General features: G+C 37.2%; 19 protein-coding genes and 1 pseudogene. 10 read left to right on the plus strand and 10 right to left on the minus strand.

The features are described 5' to 3' along the window. Positions 1 to 119 precede the first annotated feature (119 nt). Complete coding sequence (locus NP781_RS24730; RefSeq protein WP_257521055.1) at positions 120 to 836, plus strand: glycerophosphodiester phosphodiesterase; 717 nt, start codon at positions 120 to 122, stop codon at positions 834 to 836. 91 nt (positions 837 to 927) lie between these two features. On the opposite strand, the gene NP781_RS24735 is transcribed toward NP781_RS24730, so the two are convergent. Continuing rightward, positions 928 to 1,950, minus strand: a complete 1,023-nt coding sequence (locus NP781_RS24735; protein WP_004229659.1) for a DUF2804 domain-containing protein — start codon at positions 1,948 to 1,950, stop codon at positions 928 to 930. Between the two features lie 183 nt (positions 1,951 to 2,133). Between NP781_RS24735 and NP781_RS24740 the strand changes: the two genes are divergently transcribed. Further along, the gene (locus tag NP781_RS24740; protein ID WP_004229655.1) at positions 2,134 to 2,628 is read left to right on the plus strand and encodes an amidase domain-containing protein; all 495 of its coding nucleotides are present in this window, start codon (positions 2,134 to 2,136) and stop codon (positions 2,626 to 2,628) included. 97 nt (positions 2,629 to 2,725) lie between these two features. After that, on the plus strand, positions 2,726 to 3,298 hold the full coding sequence (locus NP781_RS24745) for a nitroreductase family protein (protein ID WP_221679095.1): 573 nt from the start codon (positions 2,726 to 2,728) through the stop codon (positions 3,296 to 3,298). Between the two features lie 56 nt (positions 3,299 to 3,354). On the opposite strand, the gene NP781_RS24750 is transcribed toward NP781_RS24745, so the two are convergent. From NP781_RS24750 to NP781_RS24760, 3 genes and pseudogenes are all read right to left on the minus strand, one after another. Then, complete coding sequence (locus NP781_RS24750) at positions 3,355 to 4,737, minus strand: dipeptidase (RefSeq protein WP_257521056.1); 1,383 nt, start codon at positions 4,735 to 4,737, stop codon at positions 3,355 to 3,357. 271 nt (positions 4,738 to 5,008) lie between these two features. Beyond that, positions 5,009 to 5,752 carry an SDR family NAD(P)-dependent oxidoreductase gene (locus NP781_RS24755; RefSeq protein ID WP_257521057.1) on the minus strand — a complete coding sequence of 248 codons (744 nt, stop codon included), beginning with the start codon at positions 5,750 to 5,752 and terminating at the stop codon, positions 5,009 to 5,011. 23 nt (positions 5,753 to 5,775) lie between these two features. After that, a pseudogene (locus NP781_RS24760) lies at positions 5,776 to 6,529 on the minus strand (SDR family NAD(P)-dependent oxidoreductase). Between the two features lie 192 nt (positions 6,530 to 6,721). On the opposite strand from NP781_RS24760, the gene NP781_RS24770 reads away from it, so the two are divergent. Both NP781_RS24770 and NP781_RS24775 read left to right on the plus strand, forming a co-directional pair. Beyond that, the gene (locus NP781_RS24770) at positions 6,722 to 7,852 is read left to right on the plus strand and encodes a LuxR C-terminal-related transcriptional regulator (RefSeq protein WP_257521059.1); all 1,131 of its coding nucleotides are present in this window, start codon (positions 6,722 to 6,724) and stop codon (positions 7,850 to 7,852) included. A gap of 292 nt (positions 7,853 to 8,144) precedes the next feature. Further along, the gene (locus tag NP781_RS24775) at positions 8,145 to 8,693 is read left to right on the plus strand and encodes an RNA polymerase sigma factor (protein WP_036078118.1); all 549 of its coding nucleotides are present in this window, start codon (positions 8,145 to 8,147) and stop codon (positions 8,691 to 8,693) included. Between the two features lie 106 nt (positions 8,694 to 8,799). On the opposite strand, the gene NP781_RS24780 is transcribed toward NP781_RS24775, so the two are convergent. The 5 genes from NP781_RS24780 to NP781_RS24800 form a co-directional block, all read right to left on the minus strand. Next, on the minus strand, positions 8,800 to 9,246 hold the full coding sequence (locus tag NP781_RS24780) for a MarR family winged helix-turn-helix transcriptional regulator (RefSeq protein WP_009371643.1): 447 nt from the start codon (positions 9,244 to 9,246) through the stop codon (positions 8,800 to 8,802). 23 nt (positions 9,247 to 9,269) lie between these two features. Continuing rightward, positions 9,270 to 9,674: a transcriptional regulator Spx gene (spx, locus tag NP781_RS24785; RefSeq protein WP_004225558.1), complete on the minus strand. Its 405-nt coding sequence runs from the start codon at positions 9,672 to 9,674 to the stop codon at positions 9,270 to 9,272. Positions 9,675 to 10,112: 438 nt separating this feature from the next. Further along, complete coding sequence (locus NP781_RS24790) at positions 10,113 to 11,684, minus strand: ABC-F family ATP-binding cassette domain-containing protein (RefSeq protein ID WP_004225557.1); 1,572 nt, start codon at positions 11,682 to 11,684, stop codon at positions 10,113 to 10,115. Between the two features lie 34 nt (positions 11,685 to 11,718). Then, entirely contained in the window at positions 11,719 to 11,904 is a 186-nt protein-coding gene (locus NP781_RS24795) for an SE1832 family protein (RefSeq protein WP_004225556.1), read from the minus strand. A 191-nt stretch (positions 11,905 to 12,095) separates the two neighbouring features. Next, entirely contained in the window at positions 12,096 to 13,142 is a 1,047-nt protein-coding gene (locus NP781_RS24800) for a PseG/SpsG family protein (protein ID WP_221679098.1), read from the minus strand. Between the two features lie 365 nt (positions 13,143 to 13,507). Here NP781_RS24800 and NP781_RS24805 point away from each other — a divergent pair, with 365 nt between their 5' ends. The 5 genes from NP781_RS24805 to NP781_RS24825 all read left to right on the plus strand — a co-directional run bounded on the left by NP781_RS24805 (position 13,508) and on the right by NP781_RS24825 (position 20,889). Continuing rightward, positions 13,508 to 14,338, plus strand: coding sequence for an oxidoreductase (locus tag NP781_RS24805; RefSeq protein WP_221679099.1), 831 nt, complete (start codon positions 13,508 to 13,510; stop codon positions 14,336 to 14,338). Between the two features lie 127 nt (positions 14,339 to 14,465). Continuing rightward, positions 14,466 to 15,020, plus strand: coding sequence for an NADPH-dependent FMN reductase (locus tag NP781_RS24810; RefSeq protein ID WP_221679100.1), 555 nt, complete (start codon positions 14,466 to 14,468; stop codon positions 15,018 to 15,020). A gap of 112 nt (positions 15,021 to 15,132) precedes the next feature. Beyond that, complete coding sequence (locus tag NP781_RS24815) at positions 15,133 to 18,915, plus strand: DEAD/DEAH box helicase (RefSeq protein ID WP_257521060.1); 3,783 nt, start codon at positions 15,133 to 15,135, stop codon at positions 18,913 to 18,915. A 1-nt stretch (position 18,916) separates the two neighbouring features. Continuing rightward, the gene (locus tag NP781_RS24820) at positions 18,917 to 19,669 is read left to right on the plus strand and encodes a hypothetical protein (protein ID WP_221679102.1); all 753 of its coding nucleotides are present in this window, start codon (positions 18,917 to 18,919) and stop codon (positions 19,667 to 19,669) included. A 149-nt stretch (positions 19,670 to 19,818) separates the two neighbouring features. Then, a complete protein-coding gene (locus NP781_RS24825) occupies positions 19,819 to 20,889 on the plus strand; it encodes a glycosyltransferase family 2 protein (protein WP_257521061.1) in 1,071 nt (356 codons plus the stop codon). A gap of 337 nt (positions 20,890 to 21,226) precedes the next feature. Here NP781_RS24825 and NP781_RS24830 read toward each other — a convergent pair whose 3' ends face one another. Further along, positions 21,227 to 21,772: a helix-turn-helix domain-containing protein gene (locus NP781_RS24830; RefSeq protein ID WP_221679104.1), complete on the minus strand. Its 546-nt coding sequence runs from the start codon at positions 21,770 to 21,772 to the stop codon at positions 21,227 to 21,229. Positions 21,773 to 21,971 lie beyond the last annotated feature (199 nt).

The raw sequence follows: 21,971 nt of genomic DNA on the forward strand, positions 1-21,971 counted from the left end.
AGATTATCATACTACTATATATAATATTTACCAGCAAGTGAAAGCAAAAAGTTAATTGTGCTACTATTACATGGGGCTGGAAGGTTTTTCTTTGATAATAATAGAGGAGGTTATTGAATTTGGACATATTTGCACATAGAGGTGTTTCGATAAACTATCCAGAAAATACGATGGCTGCCTTTCAAGCAGCATCAAAGCTCCCTATAGCAGGGATAGAGCTAGATGTTCATTTAACCGCAGATAAAGAGGTAGTGGTGATTCATGATGAGACCATTGATCGTACCTCCAATGGCTCAGGCTATGTAAAAGACTTTACATTACAGCAATTACGTACATTTGATTTTGGTTCGTGGTTTTCACGGGAGTTCGGAGATGAAGTAATTCCTACGTTAGGGGAAGTGTTGGAGTTATTTGCAGGTACCAATCACCGTATCAACATTGAACTGAAAACAGACATTATTGCCTATGAAGGAATAGAAGCGCTCGTGCTCAAAGAAGTAGCAGCACAGCAAATGACAGAGCGAGTGATCATTTCATCTTTCAATCATGAATCATTGCAAACAATATCAAAAATAGCGCCCTATATAGAAAGTGCAGCATTGTTTGCAGAGGTGCTGGTGGATTTCCCAACTTACATTGCTCTTATACCCGCTAAGGCGTTACATGTAAGTTTGCCAACTTCCTTTCGTAAATCAGTTAAACTAGCTCTCGCTGAAGGCGCAACTGTCCGTGTGTATACAGTCAATGAACAACGTGATGCTCGACGTTTACAAGAGCTCGGTGTACAGGCGATATTTACAGATGATCCAGAAAAAATAGTAAGAGCCCTTAGTTAGAGAAGAAGTGGACAGCTAAGAGACAAAAGCTTCCGTGGAATCATTTGCATTTTCAAAATACCCACGGAAAGCAACGTCTTCTAGAGGGTTTTTACCATTTTGCACGATGCTCCTCAATACATCCGAGCATTTGTTGAATAACCAGTGTTTCACCATTGTCGAGTAAAATAGAACCATCGTAATAGCCAAATAGCTGATGTACCTCTGATTTAACTAGTTTGGCATTCGTTTGGGCTATACGCTCAAAAAAGGGTGAAAAGGTTAAGGAGACCTGATTGGAAAATTTAGTTTTTACTTTCCAACGCTGCATATAATCTTCGGAATCATAGTGAAATAATAAATCCTCATGTATTTTTGTCATTTTACCATCAACAAAAACAGCATTTTCAGTCATGCCTGTGCCATCTGTCCATTTACCTCCTAAATTAAGCCCGATCCGTCGTCCGCGTACTCGTTGAGAGGCCATTCCCCAATTCCATAATGCTTCACGTGGCCATACACCTCGTCCATAATCCAACACAGCAAAATTCTCCTCAGCTGAGAAATTAAACCGTCGAGTACCAATTGTGACAACACCTGATGTTGGCAATATGTGATGCTTGCCTGTGAACTGAAATGTTTTCCGATTCCAAGGAATGACTACATTTAGGGTTTCGTCAGCTGGTGGGTGCTGAATGATAAGCTTTGCTCGTAAAACATCTCCGTCAAAGTTTGGTATGGAAACAGATAGATGTGTTTCATTTTGTATATATAATAAATCAATCATCATTTCACTATTTTTAAATGAAACAGATTCTAAAACCTGTGTAGGCATTTTTAGTTTACCACCGAAGGGGATTGTGATCGTTTTTTCAAAATAGCGCTGTGTTTCATATTCAAGGAAATAAACGAAGCAGACTGCTGCGTAATCTAGATGACTAATCGTAGCTGAAAACAAGATTTCATCACCGTAGACACACCAATAGTTCCATTTCTTTTTGCGCATGAGATGGCCGCTTAAATTGCTATTAATAAGTGGTTTGCGTGCAAATCCGATGGCTGCTGGATTTAAATTACCTTTTTTGTCGCATAAAAGAGTTGGCTGTAAAATCTCTTTCTCAGCATGCTGCCTCACATTCAACATCCCTTCTGGTCATAAAATAAAATTGACATATCTTTAAACCCTATTGTAGCAAAAATGTTCTTGAAATTGGAAAGGAACATGCTGAATATAATGGATTTCAATAAGAATTATGAGGAAGGACCTAACTAATAGAAATGCTTAAATAGACATATGATGGCATGAGGAGGTTATGGTATGGCAAAAATGTATAATAGGCAGGCTGCAGTTCAATATGCTAATTTGTGGTGGAACAGACGCAATCCTGCTTTTCCAAATTTTGATGTAGATTGCACAAACTATATATCTCAGTGTTTACTTGCAGGGGGGGCACCGATGCGAGGTGCACCAAGTAGAGAGAAAGGCTGGTGGATTCAGCAAGGGAATTGGAGCTTTAGCTGGTCTGTTGCCCATTCATTACGATGGTATTTAGAAGGATCTACAACTGGATTGAAGGGAAGACGTGTTCAATATGCAGAGGAACTAGAGCTTGGAGATGTCATTTTTTATGATTTTCAAGGGAATGGGAGAATTGACCACTCCGTTATTGTTACAAGTATTCAAAATGGTATTCCTTATGTGAATGCCCATACCTCAGATAGTATTAATAGACCTTATTTTTACGAGGATTCCACCGCCTATACACCAAGCATGACCTACTTTTTCTATCATATAGATGACAGTTTTGCTTAGGAACAGGTAGTTTTAAAGCATACAAATATATGATAATGTGAAAGATAGAAGAGATAAACTCTAATATGTTGTCTTATGGTAGAAGGAGAATTGATATATGAGCGAACAAATTTTATCTGTTAGAGATGCAATTATTCAACGCCGTTCCATTAAAAAGTTTAATGGCCAGCCAGTAGAACGTGAGGATTTAATGGCTATTATTGACGATGCAGTATGGGCTCCCAACCATGGTAATCGCGAGCCGTGGCGATTAGTTATTGCCTGTGGAAAGGAATTAACAAGCCTTCATCAGCTATTACGGGACTTAACAATTCCTAAATGGCAGGAGCTTTCAAGCGAAGATTTAGCGAAGCAGATGTTGAAATTTACATTACCAGGTGGCTATGCCTTTGTTATCGTTCCAGAGGATGCGCGTCAAAAAGAACGTTTAGAAGATTATGCAGCGGCAAGTACATTTATTCAAAACATGCAGTTACTGGCATGGGATAGGGGCATAGGCTCTTGCTGGAAAACACCAGGCTTCCTAGATAACCCAAAATTCCGTGAAGCTTTAAAGGTACAGCCAGGTGAGCGTGTCATTGCTATGCTACAAGTTGGTTATTTTGATGAGGTGCCAAAAGGCAAAGAACGCAAACAAGCAGCTGATATCGTTACAATTTTTGGTGAGTAATCAAACAAAAAATCCCTTCACTTTAAAAGTGAGGGGATTTTTTTATTAATCGATATTTATTTTTGTAATTCTGAAACCTCATATAAATAATCACTCAGAACACGTAAGCCTTTATCAAAGTTTTCTAAATGGAAGTGTTCATTTGGGGCATGGAAGTTTTCACTTGATAGACCGAAGCCCATTAACACTACAGGTAATTCTAAAATTTCATCAAACGCAGCGACGATAGGGATGGATCCACCGCCTCGTGTGTATGCTGTTGGTACATTATACACTTTTTCATAAGAGCGTCCAGCAGCCTGGATAAATGGATGATCGAAAGGCGTTAGGAATGGACGGCCTTTATCGAATTCAGAAATGCTGATTTCCACACCAGCAGGTTTGTGCTTTTCAACATGTGCTTTTAAAAGTGCTACAATTTCATCTGGCTCTTGATTTGGTACAAGGCGGCATGTGATTTTAGCGCCAGCTTCAGCGGGTAGTACTGTTTTGATGCCTTCACCTGAGAAACCACCAAATACACCGTTAACCTCTAGGGTTGGGCGTGCCCAAGTACGTTCTAAATAAGAATATCCTTGTTCACCGAATAATTCTTTTACGCCAACTTCCTGTTTAACAGATTCTTCATCGAAGCCAAGCGCAAGATAAGCCTCACGTTCCTCTTCTGTTAATGGCAACACTTTGTCGTAGAAACCTTCAACTTGAATCGTACCATGCTCATCACGGAAGGATGCTAAAATTTCAGCTAATGCATGAATAGCATTTTGTACGCCACCACCATAAAGACCGGAGTGTAAATCTCCCTTAGCTCCACGCACATCAATTTGAATGCCCGTTAAGCCTCGTAAACCATAGCATACCGCAGGCTTCCCAGGACCATAAAGACCTGTATCGGAAATTAAAATTAAATCGGCGGCTAGTTTTTCTTTATTTTGCTCAACATAGGCAGGTAGATGTGGACTACCAATTTCTTCTTCACCTTCATAAATGAATTTAACATTAACTGGTAATGTCCCTGTTGTAGCAAACAATGCCTCAATCATTTTTAAGTGCATAAAGACTTGTCCTTTATCATCACTTGCACCACGAGCAAATAATTTATTGTCTCGAATTGTAGGATTGAAAGGCTCACTGTCCCATAAATTTAATGGATCAACAGGTTGAACATCATAATGACCATAAAATAAAATAGTTGGTTTACCTTCAGCATGTAGCCAGTCTGCATAAACAACAGGGTGCCCAGCTGTTTGTGTAATGGAGATATTTTCAAGATTTAGTTTTTCAAACGCACTGGCTAGCCACTCAGCTGCATGTTGAATATCCTCTTTATGCTCGGATAAAGAACTGATACTTGGAATACGTAAAAATTCATTCAGTTCATTTAAATGTGCCTCACGATGTTCTGCAAAATAAGCATCAATTTGCTGTAAATTAGTCATTTAGCATCCTTCTTTCTAATATTTCGATAATAGAAATAGTATAGCATAATTTGCTTTTAGGAAACTTAAATTGTCTTGAAAGATTACACATAGCACCTACAAAATAAACCACAAGTGCTAAATAGCAATTGTGGTTGAGTATTACTTGAGTGGGTTATAAATTTTTTCAGTGAAGTGTTCAGATACAACAGCCAGATCGCTTCGTACTATTAACAGCTAGAATGCATCACTAAAATGCGCTAGCTATCAGGCAAGTCTATTCAAAGCCTCATTAGTGAGCAGTATAACCACCATCAACAAGAAGGGTTGTACCATTAACAAAGCTTGCGTCATCGCTAGCTAAGAAGAGAACGGCTTTAGCTATTTCTTCTGGTTTACCAAGTCGACCTTGTGGGTGAAGGGAAGCTAAATATTCTTTCTTCTGAGCATCGACCTCAGCTAATAGGGGAGTGTCGATATAGCCAGGACACACTGCATTTACACGAATACCGTGTTTAGCGTAAGCAGTACATAGGTTTTGTGTTAATAATTTAACGCCACCTTTTGCAGATGAGTAGGCTGTAGGGTTTGGTAAGGCAACGAAGCTATGAATGGAACCAGCGTTAACAATGACGCCGCCTGTTCCTTGAGCAAGGAATTGTTCAATGGCGTATTTATCAGAAAGAAATACACCTGATAAATTAATATCAATTGTTCTTTTCCATTTTTCAAAAGAAAGCTCGTGTGCTGGTGCATCGTCAGCTACGCCTGCATTTGCATACATAATATCAAGTTTACCGTATTTAGTAACGGTTTCCTTTATCATGTTTTGAATGTCCGCTTCATTTGTTACATCTGTTTTCACGAAGAGTGTATCAAAACCATTGTTATTTAATTCTTCAGAAACGCTTTGTCCACGATCAGAAAAATCGGCAATAACGACTTTAGCTCCTTCTTCAACAAAGAGACGAACTGTGGCTTCACCAATCCCACTAGCTCCACCTGTAACAATTGCTACTTTATCTTTTAGTTTCATATAAATGACCACCTTTAGTAATGTTATTTTGCTGTTGCACCGCCATCAATAACGAATTCTGCACCTGTTGAAAAGGAAGATTCATCAGAAGCTAAAAATAATACAGTTTGCGCTACTTCCTTTACAGAGCCTAAACGTCCTAATGGGAATAAGTTTTTACCTAATTCAACTTTTGAGCTTCCTGTTGTTGCTGATGCATAGTCTGCCATACCTGTATCAATGTAGCCGGGATGAATGGAGTTGACACGTACGCCGTATGGAGCATACTCCATAGCAGCATCTTTTGTCATAATACGAACAGCCCCTTTACTCGCGCCGTATAATACGTGACCAGCTGCCCCTGTTAAGCCTGCAATAGAGGAAGCATAATAACAGAACCATTATGTTGCTTTGTCATAAGCGGCATAATATGCTTCATACCTAAGAACACACCTGTCACATTGATGGACATTAAGCGGTTCCAGTCAGAAAGCTCGATTTCTGCAAGAGGTTTTATGATATAGATACCTGCATTATTGAAAAGAATATCCACTTTATTAAATGTTTTTATTGATTCATCTGCTCCCTTTTTCCAGTCTTCTTCATTACTTACATCGTGGTGGAAAAATACTGCCTCACCGCCGATAGTTTGAATATCACGGACTGTTTCGTTCCCAGATTGTTCATTTATATCAGTATAACTATTTTTGCTCCCTCTTTAGCAAATAATAATGCAGTTTCTTTCCCGATTCCTGTACCTCCACCTGTAATAATGGCCACTTTGTTTTCTAATCTTATTTCAAGCACGCACCTTTCATTTTTTCTGGTTATATGGTTGCCTGAGGATTCAAAAGTATTCGCATTGTCTAGCGATACCTTCATCTTACTCCTTTCAATTTGAAATACTATCCTATAAGATGCTGTATAATATAGTGAATGAATATCCTCCATTTATAGGGGTATTTTTAGTGTGAAGGAGAAGAATTTCCTATGACGCATCCATTTCAATCAATTGAAGAAGTAACAATTCAAGAGTTTGTGTTGTTTATTAAAATTCATCATAAGCAAATTGAAGAGAATACAATTATTTACCTTAATCTAGAACCTTCTATAACTGGGGCAGATCGAAAAAGAGCAGCAATGCTATTAGATTCATTTTTGCGTTTAATGACACATGCAAATATCGATGAACTAAATAATGATGATAAGTATTTTTTTAACACATGGCTTCAATCACAGTTGTCCATTATTGATAGGAAGAGCTTTAATTTATTTCAATTAATTTTTGAGAAATCATTGATTACTTTTATGATTCAACAGAAGAGTAGTCGAACGAACGCCATCTTCATGTATATATTATCGACATTTACGTTACTTGTAGAGCTATACTATGGCTGTGAGGGAGATAACCAAACTGGTAACATAACTACTGAAAATCAAAAAATTAGGCATCTACAGCTATTAGATAGGCTTGATAAATTGCTCATTAGTTCTTCAGGTTATCAGGATTTAGCCCTTATTTTAAAAAAATGTGAAGAGTATTTTAGTTATAAAAGATGTGTATTTTACGCATATGTCCCATGGTCCAATCAATTTTATGGAGTTATTGGCGCAGAGCTACCTAAGGTGCAAAGCATGAAAGGGGAGTTGACTGGAGAAAACACGATACTTAGTTCAAGAAAACCCATTTATTTAAAAAATCCTAAAAATTACGTGAAAGAAGAGCATATCCAATTATTTAATTTATCCTCGATTATTTTTATTCCCATTTTGTGTGAAGATCAATTATTTGGATGGCTAACATTTGATCAGCTAGGGGAGGAATTTGATTGTACAAAGGAAGAATTAACACTCCTTGAGGAAGTAGGGAAGCGTTTAGGTTTATTTTTATCACGTAAGGGCGAGAAGGTAGAAAAGAATACAGTGCTTCATTTAACTGACAGGGAATCGATGATACTTGGCCTGCTTGCCGAAGGATATGATAATAAAAAAATTGCTGGTTTATTATTTTTAAGTGAGCATACTGTCAGGGATTATGTAAGCAGTCTGATGACAAAGCTCAAAGCAAAGAATCGAACACAGGTCGTTGCCTCAGCCTTTCGTCTAGGGCTGCTAAGCTAACACCCCAATGCACTTCTATTAGGAGTGCATTTTTTGTTTCTTCAAATGCTAATTAATATTCAGACAATAAATACTATTAAAAATATAGTTTAATTAATAGATAACTATTGTCATCAAAAGCTTTTTTGAAGGGAAAGCAGTATAGTAGTAAAACAATTTTTACGAATATTACAAGTGAAAGCGATTAAGCTTACACGATTGTAATGAAATTGAAAGCCAATGCGATAGAGTGTAATACATTATTTTGCGAGAATGTGTATAGAAGCAAGAACAAGAAGCGGAGGCATACACAATGAATGAAAAATTAGAAGGCGTATACGAGGAATACAATCGTTATATATATCATTTATGTTTAAAACTAACTCGCAATAATATAGAAGCGGAAGACTTAATGCAAGAAGTTTGGGTTAAGGTTGTACGCTATGAAGATAGCGTGGCCGAAGTAGAGCATATTAAAGCTTGGCTGACAACTATTACAATGAATACATTTAGAGATCGCTATCGTAAAAAAGTACGACGTAGCAAGTATATGATGAACCAACCTGAAACATTAGACGTACCGATTCTAGATTTGGTTCCCAATAACGATATTTCTACAGAAGAAAAAATTGAAAAGGACATTGTGACAAAACTAGTCCAAGATAAAATGGAGCAATTAGATGCCATTTATAGAAAGACTTTATGGTATTTCTACATAGACCAATATTCACTTGCAGAAATCTCTACAATTATGAAAGTTTCCATTGGTACTGTGAAATCTCGTTTATTCCGTGCAAAGGCTCGATTAAAAGAAATGCTCATGTCAGATACAGCTATAGTGGAATCTGTGCTACCAGCTTAATAAAGCAGATTGGTCGCACATCACGGTACTTAGACGGAAGTATTTGGTCGACTAATCAAAAAAGATGCATTCGCAAATAATTGCAAATGCATCTTTTTATTGTGCTTCAATCTGGCCGATTTGTCTCCACATCCAATAAACATTTAGAAAAAATAGTTCGTAAGGTTTGCAGTTCCTCCGCTGTTAGCATACCAAACATATTATTAATGATTTCACTCACTTGTTGACGAGATTCCTTTAATATGTTTTCACCGTCAGCCGTAATGACTAGTTGAGAAGCACGGCGGTCTGTGGCATGCTGTGTTTTTTCAATAAAGCCACCATTTATCAGCTTGGTTGTTAAAACAGTGACGCCACCAGTAGTTACTTTTAACCGCTCAGCAATAGCAGAAGGGCGTTTTGGGCCCTCCTGCGATAAGTAGTCTAAAATTAAAATATGGGATTTTGAAAAGCCGAGTACATTATGATTATTCCACTCGTTTGCCCACTTACGCTCAATAGATGAAACGACTTCAAACAACGAGGTAATGGCTTTTTGTTTTTCTTGGTCCATAGAAGGTCATCTCCAAAACTGTTTTAACTTTCTTGTGCCAATCTTGTCATCGCATTTAATTCGTAAGCACGTACTTTACGTGGGATAAAACGACGGATGTCCATCTCATTGTAACCAACTTGAATACGTTTTTCATCTATTATAATAGGGCTTCGCAACATTCTTGGGTGTGCCTGAATGATAGCAAATAGCTCTTGAATAGAAAGTTGGTCGATGTCGATATTTAAGTTTTTAAAGTCATTTGAGTTTGTTGCAATGATTTCATCTGTGCCATCTTCAGTCATGCTTAGAATTTCTTTGAATTCTGCAAGTGTAAGTGGGTGAGATGTAATACGTTTTTCTTTATATTCTATGTTGTGATCTTTTAACCATTTAAGTGCTTTTCTGGATGAAGAACAGCTCGCTTGTGAGTAAATTGTAACTGTCATTCTTCATTCCTCGCTTTCTTTTTTAGATTATATTTTACAAATAGCTTATTAGTAAGTTAATAGTTTATATATATATATCTTACTAGTAAGCTATATATAAATCAATAGTTAATTGAAAAAATTTCTCAATCGTATTATTATTTTTTCAGTTATATTAAAATATACGAAGATAAGCGTAAAAAGTTTCGTTTATTCAGCTTACAATGATGTAAGTTTATGTTAACTCTTTAGAATTTGTCTTTTTAAGCATAAAATCGATGATGAGTTAATAGGGACTACTAGAATTCTAAATTGTCTCGTAGGAGAGAGTTAGTTGGAAGTAGGAGTAAAATTGTTAGTCCACTGATTATAGTATGTTTATATGAGGCTATTTATACATCGAAGTTAAAAAATTTAAAAGAGCAGCCCCATAACATGTTGGGGCTGCCCTTGAAATAATTAGTCTTGGCCTTGTTGTCCAGAAGTAAACCAATCTTGAACATTCCAGACTTTTGTTACGAGTCCTTCATAGAAATCAGGTTCGTGACTTACTAGCACAATGGTACCTTTAAATTCTTTCATGGCACGTTTTAATTCATTTTTTGCATCTACATCTAAATGGTTTGTCGGTTCGTCGAAGAGAAGCCAGTTAGCTTCCTCCATCATTAATTTACATAAACGCACTTTGGCTTGCTCGCCACCAGATAATGAATTAAGCGGACGTGTAATATGGTCAGTTTTTAGGCCAGCTCTTGCTAAAGCTGCGCGTACTTGGGCTTGTTCCATAGAAGGGAAAGCATTCCAAACATCATCAATTGGCGTGATTTTCTCAGCTTTTACTTCCTGTTCAAAATAGGAAGGATATAGGTAGTCTCCGCGGACTACTTTCCCACCAAGCGCATTAATTTTACCTAACATTGTTTTTAATAATGTGGATTTACCCACACCATTCATACCGACTAAAGCAATTTTTTCTCCTCGTTCAATCGCAAAAGATAGTGGAGGAAGTAATGGCTTGTCTTTATCGTAACCAATCACTAAGTTCTCAGCCTCTACAACGTAGCGGCTAGATGAACGGGCTTCTTTAAAACCGAATTCTGGTTTTACAGCTGTTTCTGGGCGATCAATTCGCTCTAAACGATCAAGTTGCTTAGCACGTGATTTTGCACGACCAGTAGTGGAGTAACGTGCCTTGTTTTTAGCTATAAAATCTTCTTGCTTCTTGATGAATTCCTGTTGCTTTTCATAGGCTTCAATATGCTGACGTTTATTGATTTCAGCAAGTTCAAGGAATTTTTCGTATGTTGCAGTATAACGAGTTAATTTTGAAAATTCCAATTGGAAGATGACATCCACTGTTTCGTTCATAAATTCTGTATCATGTGAGATTAGAAGGAAAGCGTATGGATAGTTCTTTAAATAAATTTTCAACCAAGTAATATGTTCCTCATCAAGATAGTTCGTCGGCTCATCTAGTAAAAGTACTTTAGGTTTTTCTAATAAAAGCTTAGCGAGGAGTACCTTTGTGCGCTGTCCACCAGAAAGAGCAGCTACATCACGCTCTAAGCCAATGGCATCAAGTCCAAGTCCACGTGCCACCTCTTCAATTTTCATATCTAATGTATAAAAATCTCCTGCATCTAATGCATCTTGTACTTCTGCCATTTGTTCTAAAAGTACTTCTAATTCTTCAGGCGTTGCGTCTGCCATCTTGCCTGTAATTTCATTCAGCTCTTCTTCTTTTTTATATAATGGTAAAAAGGCATCGCGTAACACTTCACGCATTGTTCTACCAGCCGTTAGTACGGTATGTTGGTCTAGATAACCATAGTGCGTACCAGGCAACCACTCAACTTTTCCTGTATCGTGGATCGTTTGACCTGTAATGATGCCCATTAATGTAGACTTACCAACACCATTAGCTCCTACAAGTCCAATATGATCACCTTCCACTAAGCGAAACGATACATCTTTAAAGAGTGTACGATCACCGAAAGAATGACCTAAATTTTCTACTGTTAATATTGCCATTTCTGTTCCTCCAACTATCTTTCTTGTTTACATTTTATAGTTCTGCAAGCTGCTTGTTAAGTTCTGCTAATTGAGCTTCCATATTCGCAAGACGTTGCTCTGCCTTAGCTACCTGATCGTTGTGCCCAGTAGACTCCAACTTTTCTATATCACCTTGTAAATTCATATAGTCCATTTTTAACTCTCTAATTTGGTATTCAATATCACTTTTTGTTGGCATGAAGACTACTCCTTTTGAGACTATTTTTATAGTGAATGCGTGTAAAAGCGATGGAGGTTTTAAGAATCCCCCACCGCTTATTCTTTAAAATCAATCGGGTACTTGTTGAATTTACTTATGTCCAACTTCTGTAAGAGGTGTTGGAGTGAAAAATTCTTATATATTGTATCATAATCATCTTGGAAGTAGCACTAAGTAGAAGCGATATTATGACGATCATAAGCAAAATCTAAGAGTAATGCTTGAAGTGTTTCATTATTATCAGCGAGATTGAGTTGTCGCTGTTTTCTCACTGCTCGTTCACTGCGAGCTTCGTGTAAAAGAAATTCCATGACAGCATTTTGGATTTGTGATTGCTTCATTTTTCGACCAAGTCCTAGATGGATAAAGCCATTATGCTCACGAGGGAAAGCATGTAAAAGCTCAGCTTCAGTTTGCGCAAGTGTAATGCATGGCACACCAAAAGAGGCAATTTTATAAGGTGTATAGTTAGCATTACAAATAATGACATCTGCTTTAGGTAGTAGTTTGAGGAGTGCATTTTTATCTCGAAGAATAGCAGTATTGCGACGACTAAGTACCATCATTTGCAAGTCATCCGTTGCATGGCGATAGCTTTCGTCAATCATAACTGTAATTTGTAGTGGTATTTGTAGTTGAGTTAGGTGTCGAAGTGTTCGATACGTTAAATTATGCTCGTCCCCATCCTCGAAAGCGACAACGATATGAGGCGGATTTTCAGGTGTTTTACTATCAGATATATTATCGAAATGCTGATAAGCATCTGGCAGGGCAAAAACAAAGCTTCCACCAATATAATGTGCTGGTAAATAATCTTTCACTTCTTGATAGAGTGCTAGTAGTACACAATCACAGGCTTGGCCACCTTCACCAAAATCATCAAAATGAATAATTGTTTTGCAGAAAGGTCGTAATTCTTCTACTTGCCAGCCTTCAGAATTTCGCCCATCTCTAACAATTAAATCAGGTTGAAGTCCTTTGATTTGCTTAGGTAATTCGTTAAAGTGATCAAATAGAATAGGAGAAACTCCTTCATTCATTAAAATTTGGATTCCGTCATTTGAAGGAGTCTTTACAAAGATAAAAACCTTCTCATTCGAAAGTAGTTTAGCTAATGTTGAAACCCGTTCAAAAGGATACAGCCCTTTATCAATACAGCTTTCAATAATGAAAACAATCGTTTTTTTTGGTTCAATTGCGTGTGTTTCGTTTTGCAAATGTATCCCATCCTTTCCTCTGTCTCTTTAAATTATGGCGAAGAAAGAGCAAGTATGTGTAAAATTTAGGATTTGCTCATGAATGTCTCTAGAGGAATCTTCTAAAATAGCTATCTTTAAACAGTTTTAATCACCCAAAAATGGTCGATATATATAGAAAGGCGAATTGTAGAAATATACATAACAACTGGAAGGTCTTTATCTTGGTTCAGAAAAATCTCTTTACAAATGGAGATGATGGCATGTTTTGCTTAACTCCGATGTGTCAAGATAAGGTCTACGCAGGGTGTCAAGAATTTGAAGGCGAGCTTTTAGAGTGAGCCGTAATTGATATACTACCAATAAGTAGAAGGACGGGAGAAAAAATGAGTATGCGTGCAGCGATTGTTGTAGGGGCGACTGGTTTAACCGGCTCCGCTCTAGTTGAACAATTATGTGAAAATGATGAGTATATTTCAGTAACAGTTATTGCACGAAGAAAGCTAACTTATATGCATCCAAAGTTAGAAGTGAAAATTCGTGATTTTGATAGAATAGAAGAAAACGATATAGGATTTGCTCATGAATTGTATTGTTGCTTAGGTACAACCATTAAAAAGGCAGGCTCTCGTGAAATGTTTGAAAAGGTAGATTTTGAATACCCGTTAGCAATTGCATCTTTAGCAAAAAAACGGGGAATCCCTCATTTTCTTGTGATTACGGCAATGGGAGCTAATGAGAATTCTCCATTTTACTATAATCGAGTTAAAGGCAAACTTGAGCGTGATTTAGAGGAACTAGGCTTACAAAGACTTTCCATTATTCGCCCCTCACTCTTAGTAGGGAACCGTGATGAATTTCGATTAGGAGAAAAGGCAGGAGAAAAATTATTAAAGCTTGCACAGCCTTTATTAATTGGACCTTTAAAACGTTCTAGAGCAATTGAAGCTACACAAGTGGCAAAGGCTATGATTATTATTGCCCTATATGGTAAACAACAGCCAGTCACTATTTATCCATCAGATGAGTTAGCAACATTAGATTATCCGGAAGTACCAGAAGAGGACATTTCAAGAGAAACATTATTTAATTGGGATAAGCTGAATGAAGGCGAGAAAGTTAATCGGGAGGTTGTCATTAATCGAGATAAATATAAACTTGAGGAAACGGTCATTGATAAGGAAGTCCATTTCCGACAACGTGATCAGGATAATTAATTTAGGGATTAAATTCTCGTTCCGTCTAAAGACTGAATTTATATCAATTGTCATGACAATCCTTTCCGAGCCACTTTTCATTTGTTACAATATTATTGTAGAAGATGAATGTGGAGGCAAAGTAAAGATGAAAATTTTACTCGTAGATGGCACGATGTTTGGTCGTAAAACTGGTGCTATTTTAGAGCAAGTGGAGCAATATATTAAAGAATTAGATGCTAGTTTCGAGTTAGAAATGATGCATTTTAGTCAATATAAGCATCAAATTGTGGATGGTTCTCCATTAAATGATGATATGAAAAAAATGATTCAACAATTTGAGGAGGCAGACGCTTACATTATTGCAACGCCTATTTTCCAAGCGTCTATTCCAGGCGTTTTGAAAAATGCCTTTGACTTCTTACACCCTAAAACAATGCGCTATAAGCCCGTATCCATTGTTGCAAATGGAGGCACATATCAGCATCACCTTGTAGTCGAAAATCAGCTAAAACCTATTTTAGACTACTTCCGAGCGCTTGTTACGCCAAACTATGTGTATACACATACATCACATTTTGATGCAGATAATAATATTGTAGACGCAGACGTTCATAGTCGTTTACGTGAATTAGCTCGTGTATTTGTTCAATACTGTGAAATGAGCAAGAACTTGCCCAAAGAAACAATTGACCAACATTAAGATAGCCCTTGTACGGTGGTAAGAAATCACTGTGCAGGGGATTTTTCTTTGTAAGTATTGTTTTAGTATGTGATAAAATAAAACTTTAGTGACTCAGGAAGGAGGGCTGCTCATGCAGGACATCGCTTTACTAGAAAAACAACGCTGTAATCTTATTTTGACCAATAAGGCGAAGGAAGCGGTAGAGGAATGCTCAGCAAACGAGCATGCCTTTTTTGCGTTACAAAGATCTTTTACTGTCTATATTGAAAAACGAAAAGCAAAAACAGTTGGTGAAACCTTTTTATCCATCTATTTTAATGCGGAGGACAATGAAAAATTAAGCGATCTTCTTGCTGAGAAAACGGTTATTATGGATTGTGTGCTAAAGGTGGAAGGATTGCTGGCAACCAATATTCGATTTGTCCATATGCGTGGACCTATTAACACAAATCGTCGCTTAGCAGCTGGATTACAGTTTGTGACGAAGCCTAATAATGGAGCAGGTATTCCACTTGAGCTGCACACCAAAATAAGACAGCTACCGATTGCAGAAGAACGTACAGAGTATGTAAAAAAACGTATAGCCAGCTGGGAAGGCTATTTAAAAATACAAGAACGAGATGCAACCATCGATGATATTCATACAGAATTTAAGCAAAGCTATTTCAATGAAGACTTTACACGCTTAACCATTGTATGTCCCTACATAAAGAGTAAAGAATGGAAAAAGCTAGAGGGGTTAAGTGTTAGCATTCAAGGAATTCGAGGCGAAATAGGACAGGTTATAAAGGCTAATGCAGGAAAGCAAACGGTAGAAATTGATGTAAAGCCTTTTATACAGGATTTGGCTCGTAAGGACGGACTGAATCTTCGTTCAAAACAAGCGAGCTTTAGTAATTTTGCAACATTAAGCCAAATTCGACGACTACGTAATGGTTTTACAAAGCTAGAAAAGGGTGAGGCAGTAAACCCTAATTTAGAAACAATACTGTTTGAGAGACGCCCTACAGTTCGTGCATCCAAGCTACGCGAAGATATTGAATTTCATAATAATTTAAATGAATATCAACGACGAGCCGTTTTAGGTGCACTATCAGTTGAGGATTTGTATGTCATTCAGGGTCCACCTGGTACGGGGAAAACAACTGTCATTTCAGAGATTTGTCAGCAAAATGTTAAAGCAGGCTTAAAAACACTTGTTGCCTCACAGTCTAATTTAGCTGTAGATAATGCATTAGGACGCTTACTGTCCAATCAAGAAATTCGAATTTTACGCTATGGTAGAACGGAAAGTATTGAGGAAGAGGGTAAAAAATTTATAGAGGAAAATGTGGCGCTTCAGTGGCGTGCGCAGACACTTGCTGCGATTGAAGAAGCAATTACAATATTTCCAGAACGTCAGCAAGAGCTAGAAGCAAACCTTGTAAAAGCAAAAGATGAGCTAGAGAAATTAGAGCAATGGCTTGAGCAATTAACACAGGAAATGGCTGCAAAAGAGCAGGCAGCTATTGAAGAACCCATTTTACAGCAGGAGATTCAAGCATTAAAAAAAGAATTGAAGGTTGCTAAAACAGAGCAACAAACATGTGAGACTCAAAAAGAGCATTATGAAAAACAGCTCGCACAAATTGAGCCAATTGTACAGCAGCTTGAACAGACACTTGCTGATTACCCTTCAGTCGAGAAACTACAGGGTACGATTCAGAAAACTACTGAAAAAGTGAAACATCTAGAGGCTGCTGCTCAATATAAAGAACTACAAGAACAAAAGCACCAGTTAACACAGCAATTTGAAGAGATACAGCAGAAATATGAAATCGAAAGCAATCGTCTAGTAATCATGAAGGAAGCGCAAAAATATATATACACCTTAACCTCATTTGACCTTATTCAGCGTTTTTTACAACATTATCAAATTCGCCCTTCTCATGTACTTTCGCAACAAATAGGTCGCTTGCAGCATTTAGAGGATGCGAAAGATTTAGAGGCATGGTCAACGATTAATGCTCGTTTACAAAAAGCAATTGTGAAGCTAGAGGCTTTGGTCACGCATGAAGTCAAGGAGCGTGCCCTTGCTAAAAGTAGACTACAACCAGTACAATCGTTTTCTTTGCAAAACCTTACTGGTGTATTCGCACAATTAAACACGGCTTTTCAAGATGGTCAAGCACCCGCAAGTGATGTTATTGAAAGTTATTTGCTCGGGTTATATATGCGTCGTGATTTTGTTTGGCAAAAGGGGATAGCACTAAAGCAACAGCAAGAGCATAAAGATCAGGAATACGAAACTTTTCGTAAAAATCTTGTAACTTTAATTCATCAGGAGTGTGCAATAACTAGCTTTGATGTGCAAAGTTACCAGCGGCAGCTCCAACCATTTTTACAGCATACAGAGCGGTTACAACAATTAGCAAACGCCTTTCAGATTACTGAAGAACCAGAAGAATCTGTAGACTATTTAAAAATTCTTGCCTCCCAAGCTAGAGAGTCTCTTCTACAAGCAAAGCAGCAGCTTGAGGCAGTGGAGCAGGCTAAAGTACAACTCGTTCCTAAACAAGCCTCTTTACAGACTGTCCAAACAAACATGCAGGAAGTAGAACAGCAGCTAAAGCTTATAGAAGAACAGATAAAAGATATTAATATAGCTGGATTGAAGAAAGAAAAGCAACTAGCTACCTATACAAAGCTTTTACAATCTATGCCAGAACGAACGGCTGAAGAGGTGAAGGAAGCTATTCAAACTGCAAAGCATGCAATCGAAGCATTCCAACGTCAGGAAAAACAGCTACCCCTTCACAAAAAACTACAAGAACAATGGCGTGAAAAATTACAAAACGCAACAGAGTATGATTTAGATGAAATTCGAAAACTGTATGTACGTCATGCGAACGTTATTGGTACAACATGCGTAGCTTCTGCCAGTAAGGAGTTTATGGAAAATTATCCGACCTTTGATGTGGTTATTATTGATGAAGTTTCAAAAGCAACACCACCAGAATTGCTCTTACCAATGCTAAAGGGGAAAAAAGTTATTTTAGTAGGTGATCATCATCAGCTACCACCATTACTTGGGGATGATACGCTGGAGGAAACATTGAAGGCAATGCTAGAAGAAAATCCAAACTTTGAAGGCGCACAGGAATTAAAAAATCTGTTGCGTGAATCATTATTTGAGCGTTTATTTAATAATTTGCCACCAACGCATAAGCAAATGCTAGCATTGCAATACCGCATGCATGAGAAAATCATGCAAAGTATCACACCATTTTATGCGGAAGAAGAAAATGGCTTGCAATGTGGCTTACCAGATTCGGATGCAGCAAGAGATCACGGCTTAGAAGGGCAGTTTATAAAACGTGATGACCATTTACTGTGGATTGATATTCCAACAGAAAAACCTTATTTAGAGGAGCAAGTAAAAGGCGGAACGAGTCGTTTTAATGAAGGAGAATTGCTCACAATTCGACGTATTTTACTAGATCTCAATGAAGCGGTGAAGGCAGCAAAAGAAGCAGGGCGTATGCCGCAGGATGCTCAAAAAAGCGTTGGTGTCATCAGTTTCTACGGTGAGCAAGTAAAGAAAATTAATCGCCTTCTTCAGCAAGAATTACAGCTACCACATCTGCAATTTAGAACAGGGACTGTTGATAAATTCCAAGGGATGGAAATGGATGTCATTTTAGTGAGCATGGTTCGTAATACACCCAAGGGCGGGGATATTGGCTTTGCCAGAGATTATCGTCGTTTAAATGTCGCGCTATCTCGTGCACGTGAGTTACTACTGCTTGTTGGAAGTGCAGAAATGTTTGCAAAACGTGCAAAACATCAAGAAACAAGAGAGATGTATGCGAATTTATTAAAAACAGTAAAATCCTACGATGGCTTACGTAATCATGAAGGATTGGTGATATAGATTGTCAAAATTACAACAACGACTAATGCGTGAGCTTCAGCAGAATCGTAATATTAAGATTGTCAAAATGGCTGAATGGTGTATTCCCATTCGAACAGTTGATGTGACCTATGAGCCTGTTCGTCGTTCAACAATGGATGTCTTAATGACAATGCTTCTGCTTAGTATTCAAGAGGCGGATTTTAGCAATGCACAGGAATTGAGCGAGCTATTGCTGGTAGACTCATTATTTATTGAAGACTTGGTTTCTTTAATGATTCGAGTAAACCTTGTGAAGAATGAAGATGATTTCTATAGGCTAACTGAAAAAGGACAGAAGCAGCTAGAACGAGGTATTTTTGAAGAAGAACTAGAGGAAGAAACCTCTACGCTTTACTTTAGTCCCTGCCATCAATCGTTTCTCACTATCGATACGAGGAATGATGAATATGATGAATTGCCAGAGCTTTATCGTTATATTGACAAAGAGGCAGAACAACAGGAACAATTTGAGGAGTCCATGGTGATTGCAGCTTTACAGGAATCGGATGAAGAAGAGGAAGGGAGCTCTCAGAAAGTCATCGCAAAAATTGTTCAAACAGCAGCTCAGCAAATAAATGATAGCCCATGTTTAGAGTTTGTTCTTTATGATAAGGAACAGGATATAGTATTTGTACGAGTTTGGAATACATTACTCAATCAATGGGATTATCATTTAGAGCAACAACTTACAGACGAAGAACAATTAACATGGCGTGAGCAATATTTATCTTGATTCAATTTCAATTGCTAGAAAAAACGAACGTAAATCGCGTTCGTTTTTTTATTTTAATTATAAATTTACAGAGTTAGGTGATAATCGAAAAATTTTTTCGATAAAATACTGCATTAGCACAAATTAAACCATCGCTAAGGAGGGGACAGATGTTAACGATTAGTTTATGTATGATTGTTAGAAATGCACAATGTACGATTGAAAGATGCTTAGATTCGGTTCAGCACCTCGTGGATGAGATTAATATTATTGATACTGGTTCAACTGATCGTACAAAAGAGATTGTCCAAAATTTTACCTCTCGAATTTATGACTTTTCCTGGTGTGATCATTTTGCTAAAGCTAGAAATTTTTCCTTTCAGCAGGCAACAAAAGACTATATTTTATGGCTTGATGCTGATGATGTTATGACAAAGGAAAATCAGCACAAGTTCAGCCAACTAAAGCAATCGTTATTTCCCTCTATTGATGCTGTAACAATGGATTATTATTTGACGCTTGATTGTGATGGGGAAGTGGAGTGTAGTGAACGAAAGTTTCGTCTAGTAAAAAGGGCGAATCATTTTCAATGGGAGGGTGCTGTTCATGAGAATTTAAGGGTGTCAGGGCAGCTCTATCATAGTGATATTGCTGTCACACATTTACCGTTAACGAAAGATATTCATCGCAATATAAATATTTATGAGGGATTAATAAAGAATGGACATTCTCTTTCAGCAATTGAGACATTTCATTATGCGAATGAACTAAAATTACATCACCGTTACCTAGAAGCTATTAATCAATACAACCTATTTTTGGATAGCAACTTAGGCACTACAGATAATCGCATTGAGGCTTGTTTACATGTAGGGGAATGCTATCGACGTTTACATGATGATCAACAAGCACAGCAAGCTGTTTTGCAATCTTTCTTATATGATCGACCAAAGTCAGAAGCATGTTGCCGAATGGGCCAATTTTTTATGGAGCAATTAAAACATAAAGAGGCTATTTACTGGTACTCTCAAGCCTTGCAACAAGCTCCTGCCGATACAATGACTATCCAAAAGCGTGCTTATTCAACATGGATTCCACATCTACAATTAAGCCTTTTGTACAGGGAGTTACGGTTATTTGAAAATGCCTTTCAGCATAATCTAGAGGCACAAAAATGGAAACCGAATCATCAAGAAATAATCAATAATGAAAAATATTTACTTAGTCAGTTAAAGATATAAATCTTTCTTATGGAAAAGGTACATCAATAAACAAGACATAAATAGCTTGGCCAATTAACAATGAAACACCTACAACAACCGTCATAAAAATCACATTACGTGGCCTAAAATTTTTTGCTTCCATTAAAAACCTCCCTCGATATAGAATATTCAGTCAATTCAAGATATGTTTCGAAGGGATGAGTATGCATAATAAAAGAGCAAATTCACTTTAATTGTGAATTTGCCTATTACTAACTGTCTGCAATTAACTGTATACATGAAAAATACTCACAGTGTGCAATGCGCTGTGAGTATTTTTTTAATCAAGCAAAGTGTATTATGAACCTGCTAAACATTATATCGGAATACTTGAAATACAAAGGAACTTTACAATTGAATCTGTTTTATTTATCCAATTATGAGGGGTGGTTGAATCTAAGAAAACACAATCATAAGGATGTAAATCATGCTCCTCTTTGTCAATGACAATGGTTAGTATGCCTTCCAAAACATAAAGAAATTCTTGGCCAGAATGAGAATAAGAATCCTCTCGATTTGCACCTGGATTCAATAATACTAAGATGGGATTAAAGAGTGGATTTTCAATGTTTCCTGCTAAATCTCTATAAAAAAATTGGTTATTCATGGTGTTCGTTTTACTAATAATATTACGCATAACTGTAGGTGCGATTTTTTCATCAGACTCTGAAAAAAAATAGCTCGGATTAACACCAAGTGCTTCAGATATTTTTTTCAATGATTCTAGCGTTATGGATGATTTTGATCGTTCAACCTGGGACAAAAAGCTAATTGAAAGATTCGTTTGATCAGCTATTTGTTTTAATGTTAACTTCCGTTCTTTTCGTAAACTTTTTATTTTTGCTCCAATTATATCAGTCACTGTTCTCCACTCCTGTACAAATATTAGTTCTATTTACTATTCAAGAAAAATATCTTTGGGTGAAATTCATTAAGTAAATTTATTTCATAGGTGTATGTTAAGGGTTATTTTATTATTTTGTAATTTGACTAGCCACAATAACTCCGAGAACTAATTAGACCCTAAAGTAACCATACAATAGTAGTTACCTTCTCATGAT

The organism is Lysinibacillus sp. FN11, from assembly GCF_024628845.1.
Taxonomy (GTDB): domain Bacteria; phylum Bacillota; class Bacilli; order Bacillales_A; family Planococcaceae; genus Lysinibacillus; species Lysinibacillus capsici.